The 24478-nt window shown below is 72.5% G+C and carries 21 protein-coding genes; 7 read left to right on the top strand and 14 right to left on the bottom strand.

From position 1 onward, the window contains the following. Positions 1–55: 55 nt before the first annotated feature. Positions 56–550 carry a hypothetical protein gene (locus ACIBTU_RS17555; protein ID WP_399127120.1) on the bottom strand — a complete coding sequence of 165 codons (495 nt, stop codon included), beginning with the start codon at positions 548–550 and terminating at the stop codon, positions 56–58. Between the two features lie 347 nt (positions 551–897). On the opposite strand from ACIBTU_RS17555, the gene ACIBTU_RS17560 reads away from it, so the two are divergent. Beyond that, complete coding sequence (locus ACIBTU_RS17560) at positions 898–1560, top strand: class F sortase (protein ID WP_399127121.1); 663 nt, start codon at positions 898–900, stop codon at positions 1558–1560. Between the two features lie 32 nt (positions 1561–1592). On the opposite strand, the gene ACIBTU_RS17565 is transcribed toward ACIBTU_RS17560, so the two are convergent. Continuing rightward, a complete protein-coding gene (locus ACIBTU_RS17565) occupies positions 1593–2468 on the bottom strand; it encodes a polysaccharide deacetylase family protein (RefSeq protein WP_399127122.1) in 876 nt (291 codons plus the stop codon). Positions 2469–2595: 127 nt separating this feature from the next. Between ACIBTU_RS17565 and ACIBTU_RS17570 the strand changes: the two genes are divergently transcribed. Both ACIBTU_RS17570 and ACIBTU_RS17575 read left to right on the top strand, forming a co-directional pair. Then, on the top strand, positions 2596–3057 hold the full coding sequence (locus ACIBTU_RS17570; protein ID WP_399127123.1) for a universal stress protein: 462 nt from the start codon (positions 2596–2598) through the stop codon (positions 3055–3057). Between the two features lie 100 nt (positions 3058–3157). Next, positions 3158–4585, top strand: coding sequence for an amino acid permease (locus tag ACIBTU_RS17575; protein WP_399127124.1), 1428 nt, complete (start codon positions 3158–3160; stop codon positions 4583–4585). Positions 4586–4590: 5 nt separating this feature from the next. Here the strand turns inward: ACIBTU_RS17575 and ACIBTU_RS17580 are convergent, their stop codons facing one another. The 4 genes from ACIBTU_RS17580 to ACIBTU_RS17595 form a co-directional block, all read right to left on the bottom strand. Next, positions 4591–6240: a hypothetical protein gene (locus tag ACIBTU_RS17580; protein ID WP_399127125.1), complete on the bottom strand. Its 1650-nt coding sequence runs from the start codon at positions 6238–6240 to the stop codon at positions 4591–4593. Between the two features lie 75 nt (positions 6241–6315). After that, on the bottom strand, positions 6316–7236 hold the full coding sequence (locus ACIBTU_RS17585) for a carbohydrate ABC transporter permease (protein ID WP_399127126.1): 921 nt from the start codon (positions 7234–7236) through the stop codon (positions 6316–6318). Continuing rightward, entirely contained in the window at positions 7233–8102 is an 870-nt protein-coding gene (locus ACIBTU_RS17590; RefSeq protein ID WP_188341175.1) for a sugar ABC transporter permease, read from the bottom strand. Before ACIBTU_RS17590 ends, ACIBTU_RS17585 begins: the two co-directional genes overlap by 4 nt. Positions 8103–8427: 325 nt before the next feature. Next, on the bottom strand, positions 8428–9597 hold the full coding sequence (locus ACIBTU_RS17595) for an ROK family protein (protein WP_399127127.1): 1170 nt from the start codon (positions 9595–9597) through the stop codon (positions 8428–8430). 117 nt (positions 9598–9714) lie between these two features. Between ACIBTU_RS17595 and ACIBTU_RS17600 the strand changes: the two genes are divergently transcribed. Beyond that, on the top strand, positions 9715–12705 hold the full coding sequence (locus ACIBTU_RS17600; protein WP_399127128.1) for a glycoside hydrolase domain-containing protein: 2991 nt from the start codon (positions 9715–9717) through the stop codon (positions 12703–12705). On the opposite strand, the gene ACIBTU_RS17605 is transcribed toward ACIBTU_RS17600, so the two are convergent. Continuing rightward, a complete protein-coding gene (locus tag ACIBTU_RS17605) occupies positions 12692–13876 on the bottom strand; it encodes a CapA family protein (RefSeq protein ID WP_399127130.1) in 1185 nt (394 codons plus the stop codon). The genes ACIBTU_RS17600 and ACIBTU_RS17605 overlap by 14 nt on opposite strands. Before the next feature lie 239 nt (positions 13877–14115). On the opposite strand from ACIBTU_RS17605, the gene ACIBTU_RS17610 reads away from it, so the two are divergent. Next, on the top strand, positions 14116–14652 hold the full coding sequence (locus tag ACIBTU_RS17610; protein WP_399127131.1) for a sigma-70 family RNA polymerase sigma factor: 537 nt from the start codon (positions 14116–14118) through the stop codon (positions 14650–14652). A 143-nt stretch (positions 14653–14795) separates the two neighbouring features. Then, positions 14796–15320 carry a hypothetical protein gene (locus ACIBTU_RS17615; protein ID WP_399127132.1) on the top strand — a complete coding sequence of 175 codons (525 nt, stop codon included), beginning with the start codon at positions 14796–14798 and terminating at the stop codon, positions 15318–15320. Between the two features lie 35 nt (positions 15321–15355). Here the strand turns inward: ACIBTU_RS17615 and ACIBTU_RS17620 are convergent, their stop codons facing one another. The 4 genes from ACIBTU_RS17620 to ACIBTU_RS17635 all read right to left on the bottom strand — a co-directional run bounded on the left by ACIBTU_RS17620 (position 15356) and on the right by ACIBTU_RS17635 (position 19414). Continuing rightward, positions 15356–16552, bottom strand: coding sequence for a sensor histidine kinase (locus ACIBTU_RS17620; protein ID WP_399127133.1), 1197 nt, complete (start codon positions 16550–16552; stop codon positions 15356–15358). Continuing rightward, a complete protein-coding gene (locus ACIBTU_RS17625; protein ID WP_399127134.1) occupies positions 16549–18255 on the bottom strand; it encodes a cation acetate symporter in 1707 nt (568 codons plus the stop codon). The genes ACIBTU_RS17620 and ACIBTU_RS17625 overlap by 4 nt, the downstream gene beginning before the upstream one ends. Then, positions 18252–18596, bottom strand: coding sequence for a hypothetical protein (locus ACIBTU_RS17630; RefSeq protein ID WP_399127373.1), 345 nt, complete (start codon positions 18594–18596; stop codon positions 18252–18254). The genes ACIBTU_RS17625 and ACIBTU_RS17630 overlap by 4 nt, the downstream gene beginning before the upstream one ends. Positions 18597–18664: 68 nt before the next feature. Further along, the gene (locus tag ACIBTU_RS17635) at positions 18665–19414 is read right to left on the bottom strand and encodes a LytR/AlgR family response regulator transcription factor (RefSeq protein WP_399127135.1); all 750 of its coding nucleotides are present in this window, start codon (positions 19412–19414) and stop codon (positions 18665–18667) included. Positions 19415–19476: 62 nt separating this feature from the next. Between ACIBTU_RS17635 and ACIBTU_RS17640 the strand changes: the two genes are divergently transcribed. After that, positions 19477–20148, top strand: a complete 672-nt coding sequence (locus ACIBTU_RS17640) for a hypothetical protein (protein ID WP_399127136.1) — start codon at positions 19477–19479, stop codon at positions 20146–20148. A gap of 6 nt (positions 20149–20154) precedes the next feature. On the opposite strand, the gene ACIBTU_RS17645 is transcribed toward ACIBTU_RS17640, so the two are convergent. The 3 genes from ACIBTU_RS17645 to ACIBTU_RS17655 form a co-directional block, all read right to left on the bottom strand. Next, complete coding sequence (locus ACIBTU_RS17645) at positions 20155–21018, bottom strand: Fpg/Nei family DNA glycosylase (RefSeq protein ID WP_399127137.1); 864 nt, start codon at positions 21016–21018, stop codon at positions 20155–20157. Positions 21019–21095: 77 nt separating this feature from the next. Continuing rightward, complete coding sequence (locus ACIBTU_RS17650; RefSeq protein ID WP_399127138.1) at positions 21096–23198, bottom strand: SpoIIE family protein phosphatase; 2103 nt, start codon at positions 23196–23198, stop codon at positions 21096–21098. Between the two features lie 117 nt (positions 23199–23315). Beyond that, positions 23316–24440, bottom strand: a complete 1125-nt coding sequence (locus ACIBTU_RS17655; RefSeq protein ID WP_399127139.1) for a DUF6777 domain-containing protein — start codon at positions 24438–24440, stop codon at positions 23316–23318. Positions 24441–24478 lie beyond the last annotated feature (38 nt).

Consider the following 24478-nt stretch of genomic DNA (forward strand, 5'->3'; position numbering starts at 1 on the left):
TTTCGCGGCCTCACGCGGCGGGCCCCGTGAAGGGGCCGGGGCCCGCCGCGCCGGATCAGACGCGGTTCTCGGCGCGGCGGCGCATCCAGAAGACTCCGCCGCCGACCAGCGCGACGGCCACGAGGCCGCCGCCGATCGCCATGTCGGTGCGAGTGGCGCCGGTCTCGGTGGAACCGCCGAGACCACCGCGGACGCCACCGTTGATGACGGTGAACGCGGCCGGCTTGGTCACGGTCGAACCGCCGCAGGAGACGGTGATGTCGTGCGCGCCGGGCGTGGCGTCGTGCTTGATGCGCGCGGTGGCGGTCGCGGTGCTGCCCGTGGACCGGGTGAAGCTGGTGGTGTCGAACGCGTTCGACGAAGCGGTGCCGCCCTCCTGGCACTTGGTCGAGTCGACCGTGATGGTCAGCTCCCCGCCGCGCGGGATGACGCTCGGCGTGGCCGTGATGTTGGACGGCGTCGGGTCGGACCAGGCGGACGCGGCGGGGGCGGCGAGACCTACGGCGGCGACGGCGACGGCGGACACCGCCAGAGCACGGGTGGTACGCATGGAAATCCTCCGCGGAAGACGTCCCCGGGGAACGGTCCCCGGGAATTTCGGCGAGAACGCCTCCCAGACGAACCCTCAGATGCCGTGCGCGGCACCGCATTTCGGGGATCGGCCGTCCTGGTGAGGCGACACGCCGAAGGAAATCCGTACAAGCAGACAATCCCGCAGGTCACACACCGTCAGAAAAATCCTGTGCGGGAGAACTCGGATGGCGCACCGGGGCCGCCCCGTCCGGCGGGCCGCCACCCGTTCGCCCTCGCCCCGTCGCCCGTCGTGCGCACTCGACTTAGCGTTCTGGTACGCGCAACGGACACGGTCTCGCCGCCGGGTCCAGAGGGGATGAGCGAATGTTCAAGCCAGCCTTCGCCGAAGAGGAGCGACCCAGGAAGCGAGCCCCGTGGGGCGTGATAGCGCTGGTGCTGCTCACCGGTCTGGCGCTGATCCGCAACGGTTCGGGAGAGTTCGAGGTCGGACCGCCGCAGCCCGCGCCGGCCGCCGCGGCGGACACCCGGATCCCCGCGGCACTCAAGTCCGCGGGCGCCCCGCAGCCGCTGCCGTTCTCGATGGCGGACCGGGTGCGCATCCCGGCGATCCGGGTGGACGCGCCGGTCACCCCGGTCGGCCTGGACGCGGAGGGCTGGGTCGACGCGCCACCGCCGCAGGACCCGAACCTCGCGGGCCAGTTCACGGGCTCGGTCTCGCCCGGTGAGCAGGGCACGGCCATCGTGGTCGGCCATGTCGACAACCTGCAGGGCCCGGCCGTGTTCTACGGGCTCGGCTCCGTGAAGAAGGGCAACCACGTCGAGGTGCTGCGCCGGGACGGCAAGACCGCCGTCTTCGAGGTGTACGGGATCGAGGTGTTCGAGAAGGCGAACTTCCCGGGCGAGAAGGTCTACGGCCCGACCGGCACCCCTGAGCTGCGGGTCATCACCTGCGGCGGCGGTTTCTCGAAGCAGAACGGCTACGACGGGAACGTCGTGGTCTTCGCCCGCCTGGTGTCCGTGCGCTGAGCGCACACCGAGCACACGGACACCAGGTCGGCTCACAGGCCCCGGCGGCGCGGCACGGTCAGGCGGTAGCCGTCGTCGAGCAGCCGGGGCAGATACCTGTGCAGGGCGGCGACGCTCTGCGCGCGGTCGCCGCCGGCGTCGTGGTTGAGGACCACGACGCCGGGCGCGGCGCCGCCCAGCACCCGGGAGACGATCGTGCGGGTGCCCGGCGTGGTCCAGTCGAGGCTGTCCACGGTCCAGGCGAGCGGCTCCATGCCGAGCTCGGCGCCGAGGCGGAACGCGGAGCGGTTCCAGGCGCCGTAGGGGGCGCGGAACCAGGCGGGTGCCTCGCCGGTCGCGCCGTGGACGACCTCGCAGGTGCGCTCGATCTCGGGGCGCATGCGCGCGCGGGTCAGCTTCGTCAGCAGCGGATGCGTCCAGGTGTGGTTGCCGATGACGTGGCCGTCGTCGGCCATCTCGCGCAGCAGGTCCTTGTTCTCGACGGCCATCTCGCCGCACACGAAGAACATGGCCCGCACCTGGTGGCGGCGCAGGGTGCGCAGGATCTCGGGGGTGAACCGCGGGTCGGGGCCGTCGTCGAAGGTGAGCACCATGGCCCGTTCGTCCGGCCCGAAGTCCATGCTGAGCAGGGGCGCGCGACGGACCGCCAGGCGCTGCGGGGCCGCGCGCTGGGGCCCGTACCCGCTGAGCGGCCGCAGCCGGTAGGCGGAGGGCGCGAGGGGCCGGGCCGCGGGGGCACCGGCGGCCGGGGCCGCGCTCGGGCTCGCGCCCGCCGGGCCGCCCGCGCGGTCGGTCGCGGAGCAGCCGGTGAGGGCGGCCACGGCGACGGCGGTGAACCCGCGCAGGAAGGTGCGCCGGCCCGAGGACGGGTGCCGGGCCGGCGCTGCGGTGTCGTGATCTGTTTTCATGCTTAATGCCTCGCACGCGCCCCGCCGGGCGGGCCCCGCGACACCTGCGGGCCCGGGCGAAAGCACCCGTTCAGCCGGGGCCGTCCGACCGGTGCGCCCACCAGGGACTTTCGGCTAGCCTCTCGGCGTGAACGAACAGCAGCCCCCACAGTTCGAACGCGGCACGGACGGCCCGAAGGTGATCGTCGTCGGCATGGACGGCTCGGACTCCTCCTTCCGCGCCGCCGCCTACGCCGCCGGTCTGGCCCGCCGGCAGAACGCCCTGCTCGCCGTCGTGTACGTGCAGCCCGTGATGGCGGCCGGGACCGCCCTCGGGGTGCCGGTCGGCGAGGTGACCGACGAGGTCGCGGAGGGGCTCATCGCCGAGATCCGCGCGGGCGTGGAGCGGGCGAAGGGCATATACGACCTGCGCTGGGAGTTCCACACCTTCCGCGGCGATCCGTACAACGGCCTGGTCACCGCGGCCGACAAGCTGACGGCGGACGCGGTGGTCGTCGGGGCGTCCGAGCAGGCGGGGCACCGGATCATCGGCTCGGTGGCGGTGCGTCTGGTGAAGGCGGGGCGCTGGCCGGTGACCGTGGTCCCGTAGAACCAGGGGCGCGGGCCGGGGCGTGCCTTCTTCCGAACACGCCCCCGCAGGTGCATCATGAGCGGCCGTCAGCCGTCGCACCTGCGAAGAGGTGAACCCCATGGCCAAACTACGGATGGGACAGGGCGTACTGCGCCGCAAGCCCATCGAACAGATCGAGGACACGGAGTCCGGGGCGGGTGGCGAGTCGGCACAACTGACCCGCACGCTCGGTCTGACACAGCTCACCGCGATCGGCGTGGGCGGCATCATCGGCGCGGGCATCTTCACGCTCGCAGGCACGGTCGCGAACGAGAAGGCCGGTCCCGCCGTGCTGATCTCGTTCCTCATCGCGGGGGTGGCGAGCGCGGCGGCCGCCCTGTCGTACGCCGAGTTCGCCGGCCTGATCCCGAAGGCCGGGTCCGCGTACACGTACGGGTACGCGGTGCTCGGCGAGCTGGTGGGCTGGTTCATCGGCTGGGACCTGCTCCTGGAGTACACGGCGATCGTGGCGGTGGTCGCGATCGGCATCTCGGGGTACTTCAGCTTCCTGCTGGGCGAGATGGGGCTCGAGCTGCCCAAGTGGATGCTGGGCGCGCCCGGTACCGGTGACGGGCACAAGGTCGACCTGTTCGCGGCGCTGCTGTGTCTGCTGATCGCGTACCTGCTCACGCTCGGCATCAAGAACGCGGCCCGGTTCGAGACGGTCGTCGTGGTGCTGAAGGTGCTCGTGGTGGTCGTGGTGATCGCGGTGGGCTTCTTCCACATCGACACGGGGAACTACACGCCGTTCTTCCCGTTCGGGGTGAGCGGGGCGTTCACGGGAGCGGCGACGGTGTTCTTCGCCGTGTTCGGCTACGACGCGATGTCGACGGCGGCCGAGGAGTCGAAGGACGCGCAGCGGCACATGCCGAAGGCGATCCTGTACTCGCTGGCCATCTCAATGGTGCTGTACGTGCTCGCCTGTCTGGTGCTGACGGGCATGCAGGACTACAAGGACATCGACCCGGAGAGCGGCTTCTCGACGGCGTTCAAGTCGGTCGGTCTGAGCGGGCTCGCGGACGTGATCGCGGTCGGCGCGATCATCGGCATCCTCACCGTGATGTTCACGTTCATGCTGGGTGTGACGCGCGTGTGGTTCTCGATGTCGCGCGACGGGCTGCTGCCGAAGTGGTTCGCGAAGACGCACCCGACGCGGCACGTGCCGACGCGGGTGACGTGGATCGTCGGGTTCGCGTCGGCCGCCATCGCCGGGTTCCTGCCGATCGGCGAGGCGGCCGAGCTGACCAACATCGGCATCCTGCTGGCGTTCGTCGTGGTGTGCATCGCGGTGATCGTGCTGCGGTACCGGCAGCCGGAGCTGCCGCGCACCTTCCGCACGCCGGGCATGCCGTTCGTGCCCGCGATCGGGGTCGTCTTCTCGATCTGGCTGATCACGTTCCTGGAATGGCAGACGTGGGTGCGGTTCGCCGTCTGGTTCGTGATCGGGCTCGTCATCTACTTCGGGTACTCGTACAAGAGGTCCGAGCTGAACCGCACCGAGACCTAGTCAGCTCACGCCTCACCGGCCTCGAGGGACTTCTGGAACTCCTGCTTCATCTTGTCGAGTCCCTTGGGGCCCCACTCCGTCCAGAACGGCTTCCACTCGCTGATCTTCCGGCGCCCGGCGACGATGTCGTTGACCAGGTCGTTCGCCTCGGTCGACAGGCGTCCGTAGTGCTCGGTGTACGCGTCCGAGTAGTGGCCGATCGTCGCGTTCTGGACGGCCGTGCGCAGGAGTTCCTGCTCGACCCCGTACATGTCCTTGACGTCCTGGACGCCGTGGCTGCCGGGGAAGACGGACGGGGCGAGGGCGAAGGGGGCCGTGGTGGCGGTGGCCAGGCCGCTCCACAGGCCCTCGACCTCCTGCTTGCCCTTCTTGGTGCGCTGCGGGAAGCCCTTGTCGTCGTAGGTGAAGTCGCTGCCCTCGGCGCCGAACTCCAGGAACTCGCGCTCCTTGGTGCCGTAGGGCGCGGCGAGGTAGTTCAGGATCTCCAGCATCATCCGGACGCGCTTCTCGCTGCCCTTCTTGATCGCCGTGTATCCGATGGTGCCGAACGCGTGGTAGTGCGCGTTGGCCTTGGCGCCGTCGGCGTCGAAGGGGATGAGGACCTCGGCGGCGAGGGCCGGGTCGTTGGTCCGGGTGTCCTTGCGGGCGCCGGTCGGGTTGGCGTAGACGCAGGCGCCGATGCGGCCCTGGGCGAGCTTGAGGTAGGCGTCGGCCATCTTGGGGTCGCCGGGGTAGAAGACGCCCGCCTTCTTGAGCTTGACGACGAAGTTGAGCGCTTCGAGGTACTGCTCGGACTCCATCCAGAAAGTGACCTTGCCGCTCTTGTCGCGGCCCCACTTGTTGGGTGCGCCGTAGCACTGGCTGAGGACGCTCACCGCGTTGCCGTAGATCGGTTCGAGGGCCCAGGTGTTGCCGCCGGTGACCTCCTTGCACTTGTCCATGAACTCCTCGGTGCTCTTCGCCGAGAAGCCGTCGGCCTTCGCCCAGATCTTCGGGTTGCCGCCGTAGACCTGGCCGAGGGCCGGGTAGGGGCTGGGAGCGCCCCAGATCCTGCCGCCCACGACGGCGGTCTTCCAGTGCGCCGGGGTCATGTTGGCGAGGTTCGGGTAGTCCTTGACCGCGTCGCCGGACACGTACTCCGTGATGTCGGCCATCTTGGAATCCAGGAGCTGCGCGATGTGCTGCAGGCCCTGGTTGGGCGGGATCCACATGAGGTCGGGGAGGTCGCCGCCGGCGACGATCGCGGGGAACTTCTCCTCGTAGCCGGGGTCGGTGCCGAGGATCGCGGAGAGGTCGACGCCGAGCTTCGAACTCACCTGCCTCCAATGGGCGTTGGAGCCCTTGGGCAGCGGGGGCTGGACCCAGATCTCGGTGAGCATCGAGACCTTGGAGCCGTCGCCGGGGACCTTCGCGACGCTCTGGACGAGCTCCTTCGGGTAGGAGAGGAAGCCGGCGGACAGGCCCTTGGCGTTGGGCGGCAGGTCGGGCTTGACGCCGGTGAAGGGGACGTAGGTGGGCAGTTTGACCTTGGCGGAGGCGGCCTCGCCCTTGCCGGCGGTGGAGCTTCCGCAGCCGGTGAGGAAGGAGGAGGCGGCGCCCGCCGCGACGGCGGTGCTCAGGCCGAGGAAACGGCGTCGGGACACACCGGTGCTCATGATCGACTCCACACGGGTTCGGGGAACGGGAGGTACGGGCAGGGGGGCGGGGCCGGCCCTGGATCGCGGGCCGGGTCAGCCCTTGATCGCGCCGGTGAGCACGCCCTTGCTGAAGTACTTCTGCAGGAAGGGGAAGAGCAGCAGGATCGGCAGCAGCGCGAGCATGACGACGGCCATGGAGATGGACTGCGGCGGCGCCATGTGGGTCACGCCCAGCTGGTCGGAGGTGATGGCCTTGCCCTGGACCACGTAACTGCGGAGCACGACCTGGATGGGCCACTTGCCGGAGTCGTCGAGGTAGAGCATCGCGTTGAAGAAGGCGTTCCAGTACGTGACGGCGTAGAAGAGGCCGACGACGGCGATGACGCCCTTGGACAGCGGCATGACGATGCGGGTGAGGACGCGCCAGTCGCCGGCGCCGTCGATGCGGGCGGCCTGGTAGAGCTCCTCGGGGATGTTCATGAAGAAGGCCCGCATGACGACGAGGTTGAAGGCGTTGATCAGGCCGGGCAGGATCAGCGACCAGTACGAGTCCCGCAGTCCGAGTTCCTTGACCAGGACGTACATGGGGATCATGCCGGGCGCGAACAGCAGCGTGAACAGGACCATGAGCAGGACCGGCCTGCTGCCGGGGACGCCGCGCTTGGACAGGGCGTAGGCGAGGCCGACGGTCGTCAGGAGCGAGAGGGTCGTGCCGACGACGGTGATGCCGATGCTGACGAGGACGGCCCGGGTGACGAGGCCGCCGGACAGGATCGTGGAGTACGCCTCGAAGGTGGGGTCCGTCGGGAAGAGGACGAAGCCGCCGGACGCGGTGATCTCCTCGCGGGAGGCGAGGCTCGTGGACAGGACCGTGAGGAACGGCAGGATCATCACGGCGCAGATGACGGTGAGGACGACGGCCTTGGCGCTCTTGCCGAGCGGGCTCGGGGGCTCCTCCCAGGCGGGGCGCGCGTCCTCGGGCCGGGGCTTCAACAGGGGGAGGGAGAAGGTCACTTGCTGTACACCCCTTGCTCTCCGAAGGCGTGGGCGAGCTTGTTGGCGCCCCAGATCATGAGGGCGCCGACGACACCCTTGACGAGGCCCGCGGCGGCGCCGACGCCCCAGTCGCCGTAGACGACGCCGTGGTAGTAGACGTACGTGTCGAGGACCTCGGCGGCGCGGGCGCCGACCGCGTCGCGCTGGAGCAGGAACTGCTCGAAGCCGACGGACAGGACGTCGCCGAGCCGCAGCACGAGCAGCATGATCGTGACGCTGCGGACGGCGGGCAGCGTCACGTGCCACATGCGGCGCCAGCGGTTCGCGCCGTCGACGGCGGCGGACTCGTAGAGGCTCTGGTCGACGTTGGCGAGCGCCGCGAGGTAGATGATCATGCCCCAGCCGATGTCCTTCCAGATGACCTGGGAGGTGATCAGCAGCGGGAAGGCGTGCGGGTCGGTCATCACGTCGAGGGCCGAGAAGCCGTGGTCGCGCAGGAAGTTGGAGACGAGGCCCGCGCCGCCGAGGACCTGCTGGAACAGGGCGACGACCAGCACCCAGGAGATGAAGTGCGGCAGGTAGACGACGCTCTGCACGAACTTCTTCACGCGGCTGGAGACCAGGCTGTTGAGGAGCAGGGCGAGGGCCAGCGGGGCGGGGAAGAAGAAGACGAGCTGGAGGGCGGCGAAGGCGAGGGTGTTGCGGACGGACTCCCAGAAGGCCGGATCCGCGAAGAGTTCCTGGAAGTTGGCGAGGCCGACGAGGGCGCTGTCCTTGAAGCCGATGAAGGGCTGGTAGTCCTCGAAGGCGACGATGTTGCCGAGCATCGGGACGTAGAAGAAGACGACGAAGAACAGCAGGCCGGGCGCCATCAGGGCGAGCATCACCCAGTTGTCGCGGAGCCGGCGCGCGAGCGGCGGACGGCTCCTGAGGGTGCGGCCCCCGGGCCGGGCCGGGGCGGCCGCGGGCGGCGAGGCGGCACGGACGCGCCGTTCTGTTGCTGGGGAAGACACGCGTACTCCCACCGACGGGACGGGTGCGGCCGCCCGGCACGTCGAGACGCCGGGAGGAGCGGCCGCCAATAAAGAAGGCAACTTTCCGAATTGGAGAGTCATCATGGAAGCGGCCGGAGGGCACGTCAACCGCCTTCCGGCCCCGGGAAGTTGGACTCTTCTTCGGCGGCGCTTGGACTTTTCTGCGGGGAGAGCGCTACGCGGGCTGTTCGACGTGGTCCAGGGCGAGGCGGGCCGCCCCGATCGCGGTGGACTCCTCACCGAGCGTGGAGGTCCGCACTTCGGGCGGGCACGGGGTGAGTGTGGCGAGCCGCTCGGCGAACGGCTCGCTGAGCAGGGCCCCGGCCCGCGAGATCCCGCCACCGAGCACGACGGCCCGCGGGTCGAGCACCGCGACGTGCCGGGCGAGGCTGTCGGCGAGGGCGTGCGCGAAGGCCCGCAGGGTGTAGGCGGCGCCGCCGTCACCGGCCGCGGCGGCGCGCACGACGGCGCGGGCCGCGTTCTCCCGCGTGGGGCGCGCCTCTCCCCCGTGCCCGGCGAACCAGTCGAGGAGCCGCTGGTAGGGCACGGTCCAGCCGTCCCCCGCGACCATCTCGCCGGCGGCGCCGTGGTGACCCCGGTGCAGCTCGCCGCGCAGCCACAGGCCGATGCCGAGCCGGTTGCCGACGTACAGGTACAGGAAGTCGTCGGTGCCGGACGCGACGCCCGCGGTGCCTTCGGCGAGGGTGGCGAGCTGGATGTCGTTGCCGACGACGACCGGGCCCGGGGCGTGGCCCGCGAGTTCGGCCGTCAGGTCGACGCCGCTCCAGCCGGGCAGCGAGTCGCTGACGGTGACGACGCGGCCCGCGGGGTCGACCATGCCGCTGGTGCCGACGCCGGTGGCGAGCGGGCGCAGCCCGGCCGCGGCGGGTCCGGCGAGGCAGCGGGCGACGGCGGTGCGGACGGCGTCGAGCCTTTGGTCCGCGTCCAGTTCGGGCGTGACCGGCAGCCGGTGGGAGGCGACGGTGCGGCCGAGCAGGTCGGTGGCGAGGACCAGGATCTTGTGGGCGCCGACGTCGACGCCCAGCACGTGCCCCGCCTCGGCGCGGAAGCGGAAGCGGCGGGCCGGGCGGCCGACCCCGCCGGCGCCTGGCTCCAGCTCGACCAGGCGTCCCTCGCGCAGCAGTTGGGCGGTCAGGTCCTGGGCGGTGGGCCGGGACACGCCGATCAGCGCGGCGAGCTCGGGCACGGTGATCTCGGCGCGCTCGCGCAGCACGCGCAGGGCCGCGGCCGTGTTGAGCCGGCGCAGCAGCGACGGATCGCCACTCTTGTCCTGCTTGTCGCGCTTATCGCTCTTATCGCTCTTGTCGTCGTGGCTGGTTCTCATGGGCGCGGCTCCCCCCGATCCAAGGTGTCCCCCTTGACAGCATGATCGGTGACTCCCCAGGGTGACCCGGAGTGATTGAGCAACTTACCTAATAAACGCGCCCCTGGGGGACCACGCATGGGTGAGCAACACACGGTCGAGCACGGCACGCTCCGACGACTCGCGCTCCCGGCCGGAGACGGTCATCCCGAACTGGCCTGCGGCGTCGGCGACTGGGACACCGAGGCCTACGGCAACCACCGCATCCTCGTCCGCGCCGCGCAGGCCGGACCGGCCCTCGCGGCAGAACTGCCGTGGCGGCGCCGGGATCCGGACCCGCAGCTGGTCGACGTGGTGGTGCTCGCCCCGTCCGGGCGCCGGGTGCGCAACACGCTGGCGGTGGAGGTGACGGCCGAGCGCGGCCGCATCGCCTTCGAGCCCGTCGAGGGCCCGGGCACGTACGCCGTGCACTACCTGCCGTACGCGCACACCGGCCGCGCCTACTACCCGCAGGCCGTCTACCGGCAGCCCGTGCGCACCGCCGACCCCGCCTGGGTGCACGCGCACGGGCTCGACCGGACGGACGCGGGCTGGGAGCGGCTGCCGCGCGCCGAGCCGTTCCGCTACGAGGCGGCGAGCGCCGTCGACTCCTTCGCCCCGCTCGGCTTCGCCGCGACCGAGGACGAACGGCGGAAGCTCGAACTCGCCGATCCGGATGCCGACTTGCTGCTCTTCGGGGAGGACCGCGCGCACCCCCTGGGCCGGTACGGGCAGTTGCCCGCCCGCTGGGCGCGCGGGGTGCCCGGCGCCCCGTACGAGGGCACGGCGGACCGCGGGGAGTTCTTCGCGTTCCAGGTCGGCGTGTACGCGCGCACGGATCTGGCCGGTCTGACGGCGCGGGTGCGCGGACTGCCGTTCCCGGTGCGCTGCCCGAGCCTGGGCGGCACGGACGCGCGCGGCCGTCCTCTCACCCGGCGGGTGGACGTGCCGGCGGGCAGGGTCGACGCGCTGTGGTTCCTCGCGAAGGTCCCGGCGGACGCGGTGCCGGGCCCGTACGAGGGCCAGGTCGAGGTGAGCGCCCCTGGTGCGGCCCCGCAGGTGCTGCCGGTCCGGCTCACCGTCACCGAGCACCTGGTGACCGACGGCGGGACCGGGGAGCCGGAGCGGCTCGCCCGGCTGGCCTGGCTGGACAGCGCGGATGGGCACGACGACACGGTCGTGCCGCCGTTCACCCCGGTGACCTGCGCGGACGCGCCCGACGGCGGGCGCGAGCTGGGGCTGCTCGGGCGACGGGTCCATCTCGGCGCGGACGGGCTGCCGCACCGGCTGGTGTCGACGTTCACCCCGGCCGTCACCGCGGCCGACGGCCCGCCGCACGACCTGCTGGCGGGACCGGTCCGCTTCGACCTCGGCCGCGCGCTCGAACTCGGCCCGCTGACCTCGGAGCAGCCCGGCCCGGGCCGCGTCACCTGGAAGGTCAGAGCCTCCTCGGACGAGCTCCTGGTCGACACCGAGGGCGAGGTGGAGGCGGACGGCTTCCTCGTCCTGCGGATCGGCGTGGAGGCACGCGCCCGCCTCGAACTCCCCGACGTGACCCTCGATGTGCCCGTGCGCGAGCCGCTCGCCCGGTACGTGATGGGGCTCGGCCTGACCGGGCGCGACTGTCCGGAGACGTACGACTGGACCTGGGACACCCCGACCCGCAACCAGGACGCCCTGTGGCTCGGCTCCGCGCACGCCGGACTCCAGCTGTCCCTGCGCGACGAGCACTACGCCCGCCCCCTGAACACCAACTACTACCGGGAGAAGCCCCTGGTCACGCCCCGCTCCTGGGCGGGCGACGACGGGCGGGGCGGGGTACGGCTGCGCACGGCGGGCGGGGTGCGCACCGTCACCGCGCACAGCGGCCCGGTCCGGCTGGAGGCGGGCGAGCGGCGCCGCTTCGAACTACGGCTGCTGCTCACGCCGTTCAAACCGATCACCCCGCGCACCCAGCTCACCGACCGCTACTTCCACGCGTACGCCACGCCCGAGGAGGCCGCGGAGTACGGGGCGAACGTCGTCAATCTGCACCACGCCACTCCCCCGAACCCGTACATCAACGACCCGCTGCTCGCCGCCGACGTGCTGCGCTCCTACACCGACCGGGCGCACGCGCTGGGGGTGCGCGTGAAGGTGTACGACACGGTGCGCGAACTGACGCGTCACTCACCGGAGTTGAGGGTGCTGGCCTCGTTCGGGGACGAGGTGCTGGCGGCGGGGCCGGGTGGCGGGCACGCCTGGCTGCGGGAGCATCTGGGCGAGGCGCACGTGCCCGGCTGGGTGGCCTCCGACGTCCGGGACGTCGCGGCCGTCACGACGGGCGAGTCCCGCTGGCACAACTTCTACGCGGCGGGGGTGCGGCGGCTGCGCGAACGCCTCGGCGTCGACGGGCTGTACCTGGACGACGTGGCCTACGACCGGACCACGATGAAGCGGGTCCGCAAGGCGCTGACCTCGGCGGGCGGACCGCCGCCGGTCGTGGACCTGCACTCCTGCAACCAGTTCCGGGCCCCGGACGGCTTCGCCTCCAGCGTCAATCTGTACGCCGAACTGCTGCCGTACGTCGACCGGTTGTGGCTCGGCGAGCTCTTCGACTACGCGGCGACGGACCCGGCGTACTGGCTCGTGGAGATCTCCGGGATTCCGTTCGGGCTGATGGGCGAGATGCTGGAGGGCGGCGGCAATCCGTGGCGCGGGCTCGTGTTCGGGATGACGGCTCGGGCCCCGATGACGGATGTGCGGCCGCTGTGGCGGGCGTTCGACGAACTCGGGCTTCCCGAGGCGGAGATGACCGGCTGGTGGGCCGGTGACGCCACGGTGGGCACCGGCGACGACGCGGTGCTCGCGACGGTGTGGCGTGGGCCCGACGGGGCGACGACGGTGGCGCTCGCGTCCTGGGCGGACGGCCCGGTGGACTGCCGGCTGACGCTCGCGGGCGCGGAGGTGGCGGCGCAGGCGCCGGGGATCGAGGGCTTCCAGGAGGAGCGGGAGTACGCCGCGGGCGGCCCGGTCCGGGTCGAACCCGGACGGGGCCTGCTGCTGCGGCTGCGCCCCGCGGGCGCCGGGCCTCAGGTCACTTCGCCATGACGAGCCCGTCACGGTCCGCGCCACGGCTGAGGACGACCCGGCGGATGGCGTCACGGATGCCGCCGAGATCGGCGCCCTCGTCGACGGCGCGGCCCAGGTTCACGACGCGGCCCGTGGACACGTCGAACCACTGCGGCACGAACTCGGCCTTGGTCACCTGCCAGCGCTGCCCGTCCCGGGCGGGCGGCGCGAAGGTGAAGCGGCCGACCGAGCTCATGTTGCCGCGGGCGTCGCGCGCGCCGTCGTAGTTGAACATCTCGCCGGCGATCTGGTCGCCCATCCCGTACACGATCCAGGTCCCGTTGACCTTCTCGTAGGCCTGCGGGATGTGGGCGTGGGTGCCGAGGATCAGGTCGATGTCGGGTCGGCCGCCCGTGGTCGACGCGGTCAGTTCGCGGCCGAGGCTCAGCTGGCGCTCGTCGGGCTCGTCCTGCCACTCGGTGCCCCAGTGCAGCGAGACGACGACCACGTCGGCCCCGGCGCGACGGGCCGCACGGGCGTCCTCGACGATCCGCTCCCGCTCCATCAGGTTCACGGACCAGGGCTTGCCCTCGGGCATCGGGTGGTCGTTGGTGTCGTAGGTGTAGGCGAGCTGGGCGATACGGGCGCCGCCCGCCTTCAGCCAGGCGGGGGCCCGGCCCTCGGCGGCGGTGCGGCCGGAGCCCGCGTGCTTCACTCCCGCCTTGTCGAAGGCGTCCAGCGTGCGGGTGACGCCGTCGGCGCCGTCGTCGAGGGTGTGGTTGGAGGCGGCGGAGCAGGAGTCGTAGCCAGTCTCTTTGAGGCCGGCCGCGACCTCGGGCGGGGACTTGAAGTCGGGGTATCCGCTGTAGTCGCCCTGGGCTCCGTAGACCGTCTCCATGTGACAGATCGCCACGTCCGCGCGCGAGACCACGGGCTTCATGCCGGCCAGCATGGGGCGGAAGTCGTAGCCGGTGCCGCCCGCGTCCTCGTGCGCCTTCTCGATGATCGAGGAGTGCGGCAGGACGTCGCCGGACGCGGCGAGAGTGAACGGGCGGACGGCCGGTGCGGGGGCGGGGGCGGCCTTGTGGGGCTGCGTGGGCCCGGCGCCGGGGGCCGCGCAGCCGGCGCCCAGGCCGATCACGGCGGCGGCGAGGGCCAGCGCCTTGTGCCGGGTACTGCCGCGTGTGCTGCTCCGTGTGTGGGGCGTCATCGATCAGGCTCCCTGAACAGGTGAGATGAGGGGACGTGAGTGGATTGCCGTAGGTGAATTCCGGTGGGTGGATTGCCGTAAATATCCACATATGACAAAAGGGCGGAGTCAAGGCGCCGAACCGGGGCGCGGCCCCGCTCGACCCGTTCGCCGCACCGCTCGTCGAGCGCATCGACCGTCCGGCGCACACCGGCGCCCGGGATCTGGGCGCCGACGGCCCCCTGCGCTGCCATACGCGCATGACGACGGCGCTCAGGACACCCAGGACGACGGAGGCGGACCTCGCGCAGGTCCAGCAGCAGCACGGCAGGCCGCTCTACGCGTTCCTGCTGCGGCTGTGCGACGGCGACCGGCAGCGGGCGGAGGACCTCGTCCAGGAGACGTACGTACGGGCCTGGCAGCATCCGGAGGCGCTCCGCTCGGAGCACGAGTCGGTGCGGCCCTGGCTGTTCACCGTCGGGCGGCGCCTCGCCATCGACGCCCGGCGGGCCCGGCTCGCCCGCCCCGCCGAGGTCGGGGACGCGGTGCTCGAGAACGCGCGGGTCTGCGCGGACCACGCCGAGCGGTCGGCGGCGGCGCTCGACGTGCGGGAGGCGGTGGCCACGCTCAGCCCCGAGCACCGGGCCGTGCTCCTGGAGGTCTACTTCAAGGGCGCCAGTGTGGCGGAGGCCGCAGGCACCCTCGGCATTCCCCCGGGTACCGTGAAGTCCCGTGCGTACTATGCGTTGCGGGCGTTGCGCAGGGTCCTTCCGGGCTACGCGCCTGAGCTGCGATGAAACCGACGGCCGGGTCAAGCATCGGTAAAGCGCCTGCCCGGAGGGGAATTTCCTCGATTGAGTAATCCGCTGTCCTGCCCGGTGAGTCGACCGGGCGGGCCGGGACCGGCGCACGCACGGACCGGAGGAAGGCGGACAGGGACATGCGGTACGGGAGCCACGACGGCGCGGCGGGCGCCGAGGGCGGCGGCGCACAGGGGCCGGACGGTGAACTCGCCGTGCCCATGGCCTGGTTGTACGCGGAGTACATCGCGGACGAGCTGCTGCGCACCGGGGATCTGATGCCGCCCACGTCCTTCGAGTTCCGCGCGGGCAGAGACGCGCTCGCCCTCACCATCTACCTGTCGGACGTGAGCGACGAGCTGTCCGGGATCCGGGTCGTGTCCCAGCTGGAGACCTGGTCCTCGCTGACCGCCTACGACCGGCCCTGGCAGTCCTGGGTGCGGGCCTCGCTCGCCGAACGGGAGGCGAAGGTACGGCGGTCCGGGCTGCCGTCGCCGGATCTGCCGCTCGCCGCCGAGGCGTGGCGCTGGCTGGAGGAGACGGAGCTGCTGGCTCCGGATCTGGACGCGGTGCCGGTGCCGGACGAGGAGGACGGTCCGCAGGTGTGGACGCCCGCGTGGCGGCTCGGCTTACCTCTGGGGCATCTGGCGATCCATCTGTTCTGAGATCCTCTCCGCCATGAGACCCTCCCCGGCCGGTCTCAGGGGGCGTGGACGCCCGCGCGGTACTTCGGGATGCGGACCGTGATCTTCATTCCCGCGCCGGCGGCCGTCTCGATGACCAGGCCGTGATCGTCGCCGAAGACCTGGCGCAGCCGCTCGTCCACGTTCGACAGTCCGACCCCGTGGGAGGCGCCGCCCTCGCCGCGCAGGATCGCGCGGAGTTCGGCGGGGTCCATGCCGACACCGTCGTCCTCGATGACGACCTCGGCCTCGGCGCCCGCGTCCGTCGCCACGATCGTGATGCGGCTGCGGGTCACCGCGCCCTCCAGGCCGTGCTTGACCGCGTTCTCGACCAGGGGTTGCAGGCACAGGAACGGGAGCGTGACGGGGAGCACCTCGGGGGCGATCTGCAGCGTGACGGAGAGGCGGTCGCCGAACCGGGCGCGGACCAGGGCCAGGTACTGGTCGATGGAGTGCAGTTCGTCGGCGAGCGTGGTGAAGTCGCCGTGCCGGCGGAACGAGTAGCGGGTGAAGTCGGCGAACTCCAGAAGCAGTTCACGGGCGCGCTCCGGGTCCGTACGGACGAACGAGGCGATCGCGGCGAGCGAGTTGAAGATGAAGTGCGGAGAGATCTGGGCGCGCAGGGCCTTGATCTCGGCCTCGATCAGGCGGGTGCGGGAGCGGTCCAGTTCGGCAAGTTCCAGCTGGACGGATACCCAGCGGGCGACCTCGTCGGTGGCGCGGGCCAGTACCGCGGACTCGCGCGGGGCATAGGCGACGACGGCGCCCCGGACGCGGCCGTCGGCGACGACGGGGGCGGCGACCGCCCAGCGCAGCGGGCAGTCCACCCAGTCGCAGCCGCAGGCGAACGCCACGGAGCGGCCGCCTCCGGCGAGGGCCGGGGTCAGTTCGGGCATGACGTGGGCGGCGTGGGCCTGTTCGGAGACGCCGTCCCAGGCGAGGACGGTGGAGCGGTTGGTGAGGGCGAGGGCGTCCGTGCCGAGGAGGGTCCTGAGGCGGCGGGCCGATTTACGGGCCGTCTCCTCCGTGAGGCCCGCGCGGAGGGGCGGGGCGGCCAGGGAGGCGGTGTGGAGGGTGTCGAAGGTGGCGCGCTCCACGGGTGTGCCGATGTCGCTGTGGCGGGCCTTGTTCGTCGCTCGGCGACCCAGGGCGTAGCCCAGGGTGAGGAGGACGGGGGTCAGCGCCACGAGGGCGGCGACGGCTCCGCCGGTCACCGGGGATCCTCCTGCCGGGGGGTGGCTTCCTTCGCCGTGGGACCGGCGGTCGGTGGGTGCGTTTCCCTTGTGCGTGGTTGCTCGCGCAGTTCCCCGCGCCCCTGAAGGCGCACTTCGTGCGCCCCAGGGGTCGACCGGTCGCGCCCCGCGACGGAGTCGCCAGTAGACACAGCCCCGCGCCCCTTGCGGGGCGCCCCCACTCCCGCCCCTCTCAACTCCTCCGGGAGGTGGAGGCGGGTCATCGTCGCTGTCGTGTGCGGGGGGACGGAGTCGGGGGTGGCCAGGCTGACCAGGATCATCGTCAGGAAGCCGATCGGGACCGACCAGACCGCGGGCCAGGCCAGGAGCGTGTGGAGCCAGCCGGTCGTCGCGGCGCCCGACACCGTCAGGGTCACCGCGAGGAGCGCCGAGCCGCCGCCCGCGAACAGACCCGCCACCGCGCCGGGCGGCGTCAGGCGACGCCACCAGATGCCGAGCAGGAGCAGCGGGCAGAAGGAGGACGCGGAGACGGCGAAGGCCATGCCCACCGCGTCGGCCACGGGGACGCCGTCGACGAGGAGCGCACCACCGAGCGGGAACACGACGGCCAGGACGACCGCGAGGCGGAAGTGGCGGACGCCGCGCGTGGGCAGCACATCCTGGTTGATCACTCCGGCGACGGCCATCGTCAGCCCCGAGGCCGTCGACAGGAACGCGGCGAACGCCCCGCCCGCCACCAGCGCCCCGAGCAGGTCCCCCACGACGCCGCCGATCATCCGGCCGGGCAACAGCAGGACCGTGGCGTCGGCGTCCTGGGCGGCGGTCAGTTCGGGGGCGTACAGGCGGCCGAGCCAGCCGTAGAGCGGCGGGAGCAGGTAGAAGAGGCCGATGAGGGCGAGGACGACGACGGTGGTGCGCCGGGCGGCGCGGCCGTTCGGGCTGGTGTAGAAGCGGACGACGACGTGCGGCAGGCCCATCGTGCCGAGGAACGTGGCGATGATCAGCCCGTACGTGGCGTACAGGGGATGGTCGGCGCGACTGGTGGCGAGGGGGCGGCCGGCTCCGGCGCCGGTGGGCGGGAGGTCCGTCGCGGGGAGGTCCGGTGCGGGGGTCGCGCCGTGCCAGGCGAGGAGGAGGAAGAACGCGGGGACGAGGAGTGCCGTCAGTTTCAGCCAGTACTGGAAGGCCTGGACGAAGGTGATGGAGCGCATGCCGCCGGCGGCGACGGCGAGCACGACGACGGCAGTGACGAGCGAGCCGCCGACCCAGCGGGGCGCGCCCGTGAGGACCTGGAGGGTGAGTCCGGCCCCCTGGAGCTGCGGCACGAGGTACATCCAGCCGGCGCCGACGACGAACACGCTGACCACGCGCCGCACCCGGCGCGACTCGAGCCGCCCCTCCGCGAAGTCCGGCAGCGTGTAGGCGCCGGAGCGGCGCAGGGGCGCGGCGACGAAGACGAGCAGGACGAGATAGCCCGCGGTGTAGCCGACCGGGTACCAGAGCATGTCGGGGCCGTGCACGAGGACGAGTCCGGCGACGCCGAGGAACGAGGCCGCGGACAGGTACTCGCCGCTGATCGCCGCCGCGTTGAGCCGGGGCCCGACGGTGCGCGAGGCCACGTAGAAGTCGGACGTGGTGCGGGAGATGCGCAGGCCGAAGCCGCCGATGAGGACCGTGGCGAGGACGACGACGGCCACCGCGGGTATCGCGTACGCCTCGTTCACGGTGCTCCGGTGTCGCGGCCGCGGACCAGGTCGGCGAAGTCGCGTTCGTTGCGTTCGGCGCGGCGCACGTACCACCAGGCGATGAGGACGAGGAACGGGTAGCAGCCGGCGCCGAGGACGAACCATGCGACGGCCGGGTTGCCGAGCGCGCCGAAGAAGAGCGGGAGGACGGCGACGGGCACGGCGAGGGCCATGAACGCGACGGTGCCGGTGCGGAGTTGGCCGCGCATGAGGGAGCGGACGTAGGCGGCGCCGAGCGTCGTCTGTTCGTCGATCTCGCCCTGGGTGCGCAGGGCGGGCGGACCGGTCGCGCCGTGCGCGGTGCGCGGCTCGCCGGTCACCACTTCGCGGCGTGGTTCGGACACGGGCGGAGTGTAGGCAGGTGCGGGCGGGTGACGGAAGGGGCTGGTCAGCCACCTGCGCGGCGCATCAGCAGCTCCCGTACGCGGCCGGCGTGGCGGCGGCTGACGGCGATCTCGGCGCTGCCGACCCGTACGGTCATGCCGCCGCCGTCGAGCCGGAGTTCGTCGATGCGGTGCAGGGCGACGAGGTGGCTGCGGTGGACGCGGACGAAGCCGAGCGGCTGCCAGCGCTCTTCGAGGGTGGTGAGCGGTATGCGGACGAGGTGGCCGGCGCCGTCGGCGGTGTGCAGGCGGGCGTAGTCGCCCTGGGCCTCGGCATAGGTGATGTCGGCGACGGCGACGAGGCGGGTGATGCCGCCGAGTTCGACGGGGATGCGGTCGGGGACGGTGGCCGGGGGCGCGGCGACGGCGGCGCGTTCGGCGACGCGGCCGACGGCCTCGGCGAGGCGTTCGCGGCGGACCGGTTTGAGGACGTAGTCGACGGCCTTGAGGTCGAAGGCCTGGACGGCGAAGTCCTCGTGTGCGGTGACGAAGACGACGAGCGGCGGGCGGGCGAACCCGGCGAGCAGCCGGGCCACGTCGAGTCCGGTGAGTCCCGCCATGTGGATGTCGAGGAAGAGCACGTCGACGGCGTCGTCGCCGCCGGGGCCCGCCTCCAGCGCGTGGCCGATGCGCCGCAGCGCCTCGGTGGCGTCGGTGGCGCCCTCGGCGCTGCGGATGCGGGGGTCGGAGCGCAGGAGGTAGAGGAGTTCGGCGAGGGCGGGTTCCTCGTCGTCGACGGCGAGTGCGCGCAGCATGCGGCGGAGTGTAATCGGCCGGTGTGTTGAGCGGGCCGGGCGGTTCCCGCGTATCCGTGGGCGTGGCGGAGAACGACTGGACGGGATCGCGGGAGCGGCATCGTGACGCGGGTGCGTACGTGCTGGGGGTGCTCGGGGCCGCGGACCGGTTCCGCTACGAGGATCATCTCGGGCGGTGCGCGGTGTGTGCGGGGTATGTGGCGGAACTGGGTTCCACGACACGGCTGTTGGAGCTGTACGCGCGGGCGACGCCGCCGTGCGTGGAGCTGTTCCCCCGGCTCGGGCCGCCGGACTCCGTCATGGAGCGGCTGGGCGTCGTCCGGGCCGGTGCCCGGCGCCGGGTGCGGTGGGCGGGGGCGGTCGCGGGTCTGGTGCTGCTCGCGGGCGGGTTCGGGGTGGTGCTGACCGGTGGCGGCGGGGCCGGGGATCCGGGCGCGGTGACGCTGCGCGGGCGGGACGCGCGGACGGGGGTCGCGGCGACGGTCACGGCGGACGCGCGGGCGTGGGGCACGGCCGTGGACCTGGAGGTGCGGGACGGGGGCGGGCCGCGGGTGTGCGCGCTGATCGCGGTGGGGCGGGACGGCAGCGAGGAGACGGTGGCGAGCTGGACGGTGCGCGGGGAGCGGGTGCGGGTGAGCGGCGGGGCGGCGCTGTCCCCGGGGCGGATCGCGCGGTTCGAGGTGCGGGCGGCGGACGGGGCGCGGCTGCTCACCGTGCCGGCCGGGGACCGGTGAGCGGGGCTACTTGAGCAGGCGGGACATACGGCGGTCGGCGAGCGGCCTGCCGCCGGTCTGGCAGGTGGGGCAGTACTGGAGCGAGGAGTCGCTGAAGCTGACCTCGAGGATCGTGTCGCCGCAGACGGGGCAGGTCTCGCCGGTGCGGCCGTGGACGTGCAGGCCGCTCTTCTTCTCGGCCTTCAGCCGGCCCGCGGCGACGCCGCGCGAGCGCTCGACGGCGTCGGTCAGGGTGTCGCGCAGCGCGGTGTAGAGGGTGTGGACGTCGTCCGGGGTGAGGGTGGCGGCGAGCTTGAACGGGGACATCTTGGCGGCCCAGAGGATCTCGTCGCTGTACGCGTTGCCGATTCCGGCGATGAGGGACTGGTCGCGCAGGGCGCCCTTGATCTGGCGCCGCTCCCCCGCGAGGAGCCCCGCGAACGCGGCCTCGTCGAAGGTGTCCGCGAGCGGGTCGGGGCCCAGGCGGGCGACGCCCGGTACGTCGCCGGGGTCCTGGACGACGTACACGGCGAGCTTCTTGGTGGTGCCGGCCTCGGTGAGGTCGAACCCGGCGCCGGTCTCCAGGGCGACGCGCAGGGCGAGCGGGCCGCGGCCGGGCTTGGGCGGGCCGTCGGGGAGGCGGTCCTTCCACTGGAGCCAGCCGGCGCGGGCGAGATGGGTGACGAGGTGCGGGCCGCCGTCCGTGGCGAGGTCGAGGAACTTGCCGTGCCGGGTGACTTCGGTGACGGTGCGGCCTTCGAGGGCGGTGGGCGGCGGGTCGTACGTCTTGAGGACGCTCACCGCGACGGGCAGGACCCGCATGATGTCGTGCCCCACCAGGTGCTCGGTGAGGAAGTCCTTGAGCGCTTCGACCTCGGGCAGTTCCGGCATGGAACCAGAGTGCCACCGTTCGCCCTGCGGGGCCCGGGAGGCACCTCGGGCGTGGGCGAGGTCAGACGTGGGCGGGGTCAGACGTGCTCGGGGGTCAGGAACTCGCACCAGACGCACTTGCCGCCGCCGCGCGCCTCCACGCCCCACACGTCGGCGAGCCGGTCGACGAGGAGGAGGCCGCGGCCCGAGACACCGTCGTCGCCCGCCTCGCGGCGGCGCGGCAGGGCGCTGGAGGTGTCCTCCACGTCGACGCGGAGTCTTCGGTCGGGGCCGGTCAGGACGCGCAGGGTGACCACGGCCGGGCCGTCGGTGTGCATCAGGGCGTTGGTGATGAGTTCGTCGGCGACGAGCTCGATCTCGTCGGCGCGGTCGCGGCCGCCCCAGGCGCGGACGGCGGCGCGGATCATGTGCCGGGCGGCGCTGAGCGCGGCGGGGTCACCGGGCGGGACGTGTTCGGTGAGCCGGCCGCGGCTCTGCGGGGCGCCGGCGCCCCGGCGGCGCAGCAGCAGGAGGGCGACGTCGTCCTCGCCGCCGCGTTCGTCGACGGAGGTGCACAGCCGGTCGGCGAGCTGGTCGATGTCGGCGGGGCCGGAGCGGACGAGGTCGGTGAGGGTGCGCATGCCGTCGTCGAGGTCGATGCCGGGTTCCTCGACGAGGCCGTCGGTGCACAGCAGCAGGGTCTGGCCGGGGTCGAGGTCGACGGTGGTGACGGGGTACTCGAGCCGGCCGAACATGGCGGACAGGCCGAGCGGGAGGCCGCCGTCGACGGGCAGCCGGCGGCAGGTGCCGTCGGTGAGCCGCAGCAGCGGGTCGAGGTGTCCGGCGCGGACGAACTGGACGACGCCCGTGGACAGGTCGGCCTCCGCGTACAGGCAGGTCGCGAAGCGTTCGGTGTCGAGTTCGTGGAGGAAGACGGAGGCGCGGGCCATGACGGTCGCGGGGGTGTGTCCCTCGGCGGCGTAGGCGCGCAGCACGATGCGGAGCTGGCCCATGACGGCGGCGGCGTGCGTGTCGTGGCCCTGGACGTCGCCGATGACGGCGCCGACGCGGCCGCCGGGCAGCGGGATGACGTCGTACCAGTCGCCGCCGATGTCGCGGCCGAGGGAGGCGGAGCGGTAGCGGACGGCGAGGTCGGCGCCGGGCACGTTCGGGATGGAGCGCGGCAGCATGGCCTGCTGGAGGCCCTGCGCGAGGTCCTTCTCCTGCTCGTAGAGCATGGCGCGCTGGAGGCTCTGGGCGATGCTGCTGCCCAGCGCGATGAGGACGTTGCGCTCGGTCTCGTCGAAGCCCTTGCGGTCGTGGTAGAGCAGGCCGACGACGCCGATCGGGCGGGCCTGGGCGATGAGCGGCAGGTAGGCCGCGGACTGGATGCCGAGGTGGGAGACGTGCGGCCACAACTGCGGGTAGGAGCGCGCGAAGTCCTCAGGTGAGTCGACGAAGCGGGGCTTGAGGCTGCGCACGACCTCGCTCATCGGGTACGGGTCGTCCAGGCGGGTGACCTGGGTACCGGGCACGAAGCTGCCGGAGGGGCCCTCGGCGACGAGATGGATGCGGCCGGCGCGGACGAGGCCCATGAGGAAGTTGGAGGCGCCGAGCCGTTCGATTCCGTGGGACTCGCGGAGCACCTCGATGACGTCGCGGACGGTGCGGGCGTGCGCGAGGGCGGCGGTGGTGCTCTGCACGACGCTGGTCTCGCGGCGCCGGGCCGCGGAGTAGGCCTCGCGCTCGTGCTGCACGGTGGCGTCGTTGAGCTCCTCGGTGGCGTCGCGCACGATGCCGACGATGCGCTGCGGGCGGCCGTCGGCGTCACGGCGGATGTAGCCGCGGGTGTGGGTCCAGCGCAGCAGCCCGTCCCGGGTACGGATGCGGAAGTAGGCCCCGTAGTTCTCGGAACCGTTCTTGAGGGCCTGGGAGACGACGGCGTCGAGGCGCTGGGCGTCGTGCGGCGGGACGCGGGAGGCGAGGGTCTCGGGGTGGTCGTCGTACTCGTCGGGGTGCAGGTCGAACACGTCGCGGGCCTGGGCGTCCATCTGCATGAGCCCCGACTCGAGGTCCCACTCGAAACTGCCCATCCGCAGCCCGCGCCCGTACGCCTCCAGGAATCCGCGCGCGTGATCGTCCTGGCTGTCCCCGGCAGGGGCGACCCCAGGATCCCGGCCGACCCCGTCACCCGCGTCCATACCCGACACGCTAGGCGCAGGATCTGGCCCGCGCACGCGGGACGAGAGCGGTCCGGAGGCCGTTGAGCAGGGCCGGTGCGCCGGGCAGGACCGCTGCCCGGCGCACCGGCGCCAGGGTCAGCTGTCCGTCGCCTCGTCCAGGGACGAGGCGTCCGGGATCAGGCCGGCGCCGTCGGGCTGGTCCGGGGATTCGGGGACCGTGTCGGGGGCCGGGGAGTCGGAGGAGGTGTCGGGGGACGGGGAGTCCGAGGTGAGGGTCGGGGTGGGGCAGCCGGAGGGCCAGGGGGACGGGCTGACGGGGGTGCTGGTCGCCGTGGGGGTCGGGCAGGTGCTGCTCGACGCGCTGTCGCTCGGGGACGCGGAGTCGGAGTCCGAGTCGGAGGGGCTCGGCGAGGTCTCGGAGTCGCTGGGGCTGGGGGACGGTGAGGTCGGGGTGGGGCTGGGAGGCGGGACCGGCTTGTCGTGGTGGCCGTCGTCGCCGATCGGGCGCTGGATCCAGGTGTTGTTGACGATGTTGATGATCGTGATGTTCTGGATGATCTTCGGCGCCGCGACGATGACGATGACCTCGGTGGGGCGGTAGCCCTCCCAGGCCTTGCCCTTCTGGCGCGGGGTGCCCTTCAGGGCGACGGGCGCGGCGATCGGGTTGCCGCAGGCGCAGCGGACCCGGGGCAGACCGTGCTGGTCGACGAGGACGGCGGTGCCGGCCTGGAGGACGGACTGGAAGCGGGTGGCGCTGCCGTCGCGGTAGCCGTGGTTGGTGACGCGGGTGTCCACGCGCAGCACGACGGGCGTGAGGCCGCGCAGGAAGCTCGCGATGTCGGCCCGGTCGATGCCGCTCGCCTTGGCGAAGGCGCCCGCCTTGCCCTGGTCGGAGGTGAGGAAGCGGACCTGCTTCTCGACGTCGCAGCTGCCGACGGAGCGGGTGCCGCCGTAGAGGCCCGGGGTGGAGCCGGAGTAGGACGTCAGGCCTTCGGGGTTGCCGGTGGCGCTGCCGCTCGGGGCCGGCTGCGGCGTTCGGGTGACGGGTGGCGGTGTCTCGTCCGACGTGGCGGTGGAGTCGGTGAAGGGGTCCGGGCCGTCGTCCGCGATCGGCTGAAGGTGCAGCGTGCCCTTGGCGCCGGCGGCGACACCCACGGTCTGGTCACCGGCCCCCTCGCCGGACGAGCACCCGGCGAGCAGCAGCGCCGCGGATATTCCGAGCGCGGTGACGTACGTCTTGGTCCTGATCCGTGCGCGCACGTGTTCTCCCAGCTGTACAGCGGCGTCCTGTGATCTCT

Source organism: Streptomyces sp. NPDC050145 (genome assembly GCF_044460245.1).
GTDB lineage: Bacteria > Actinomycetota > Actinomycetes > Streptomycetales > Streptomycetaceae > Streptomyces.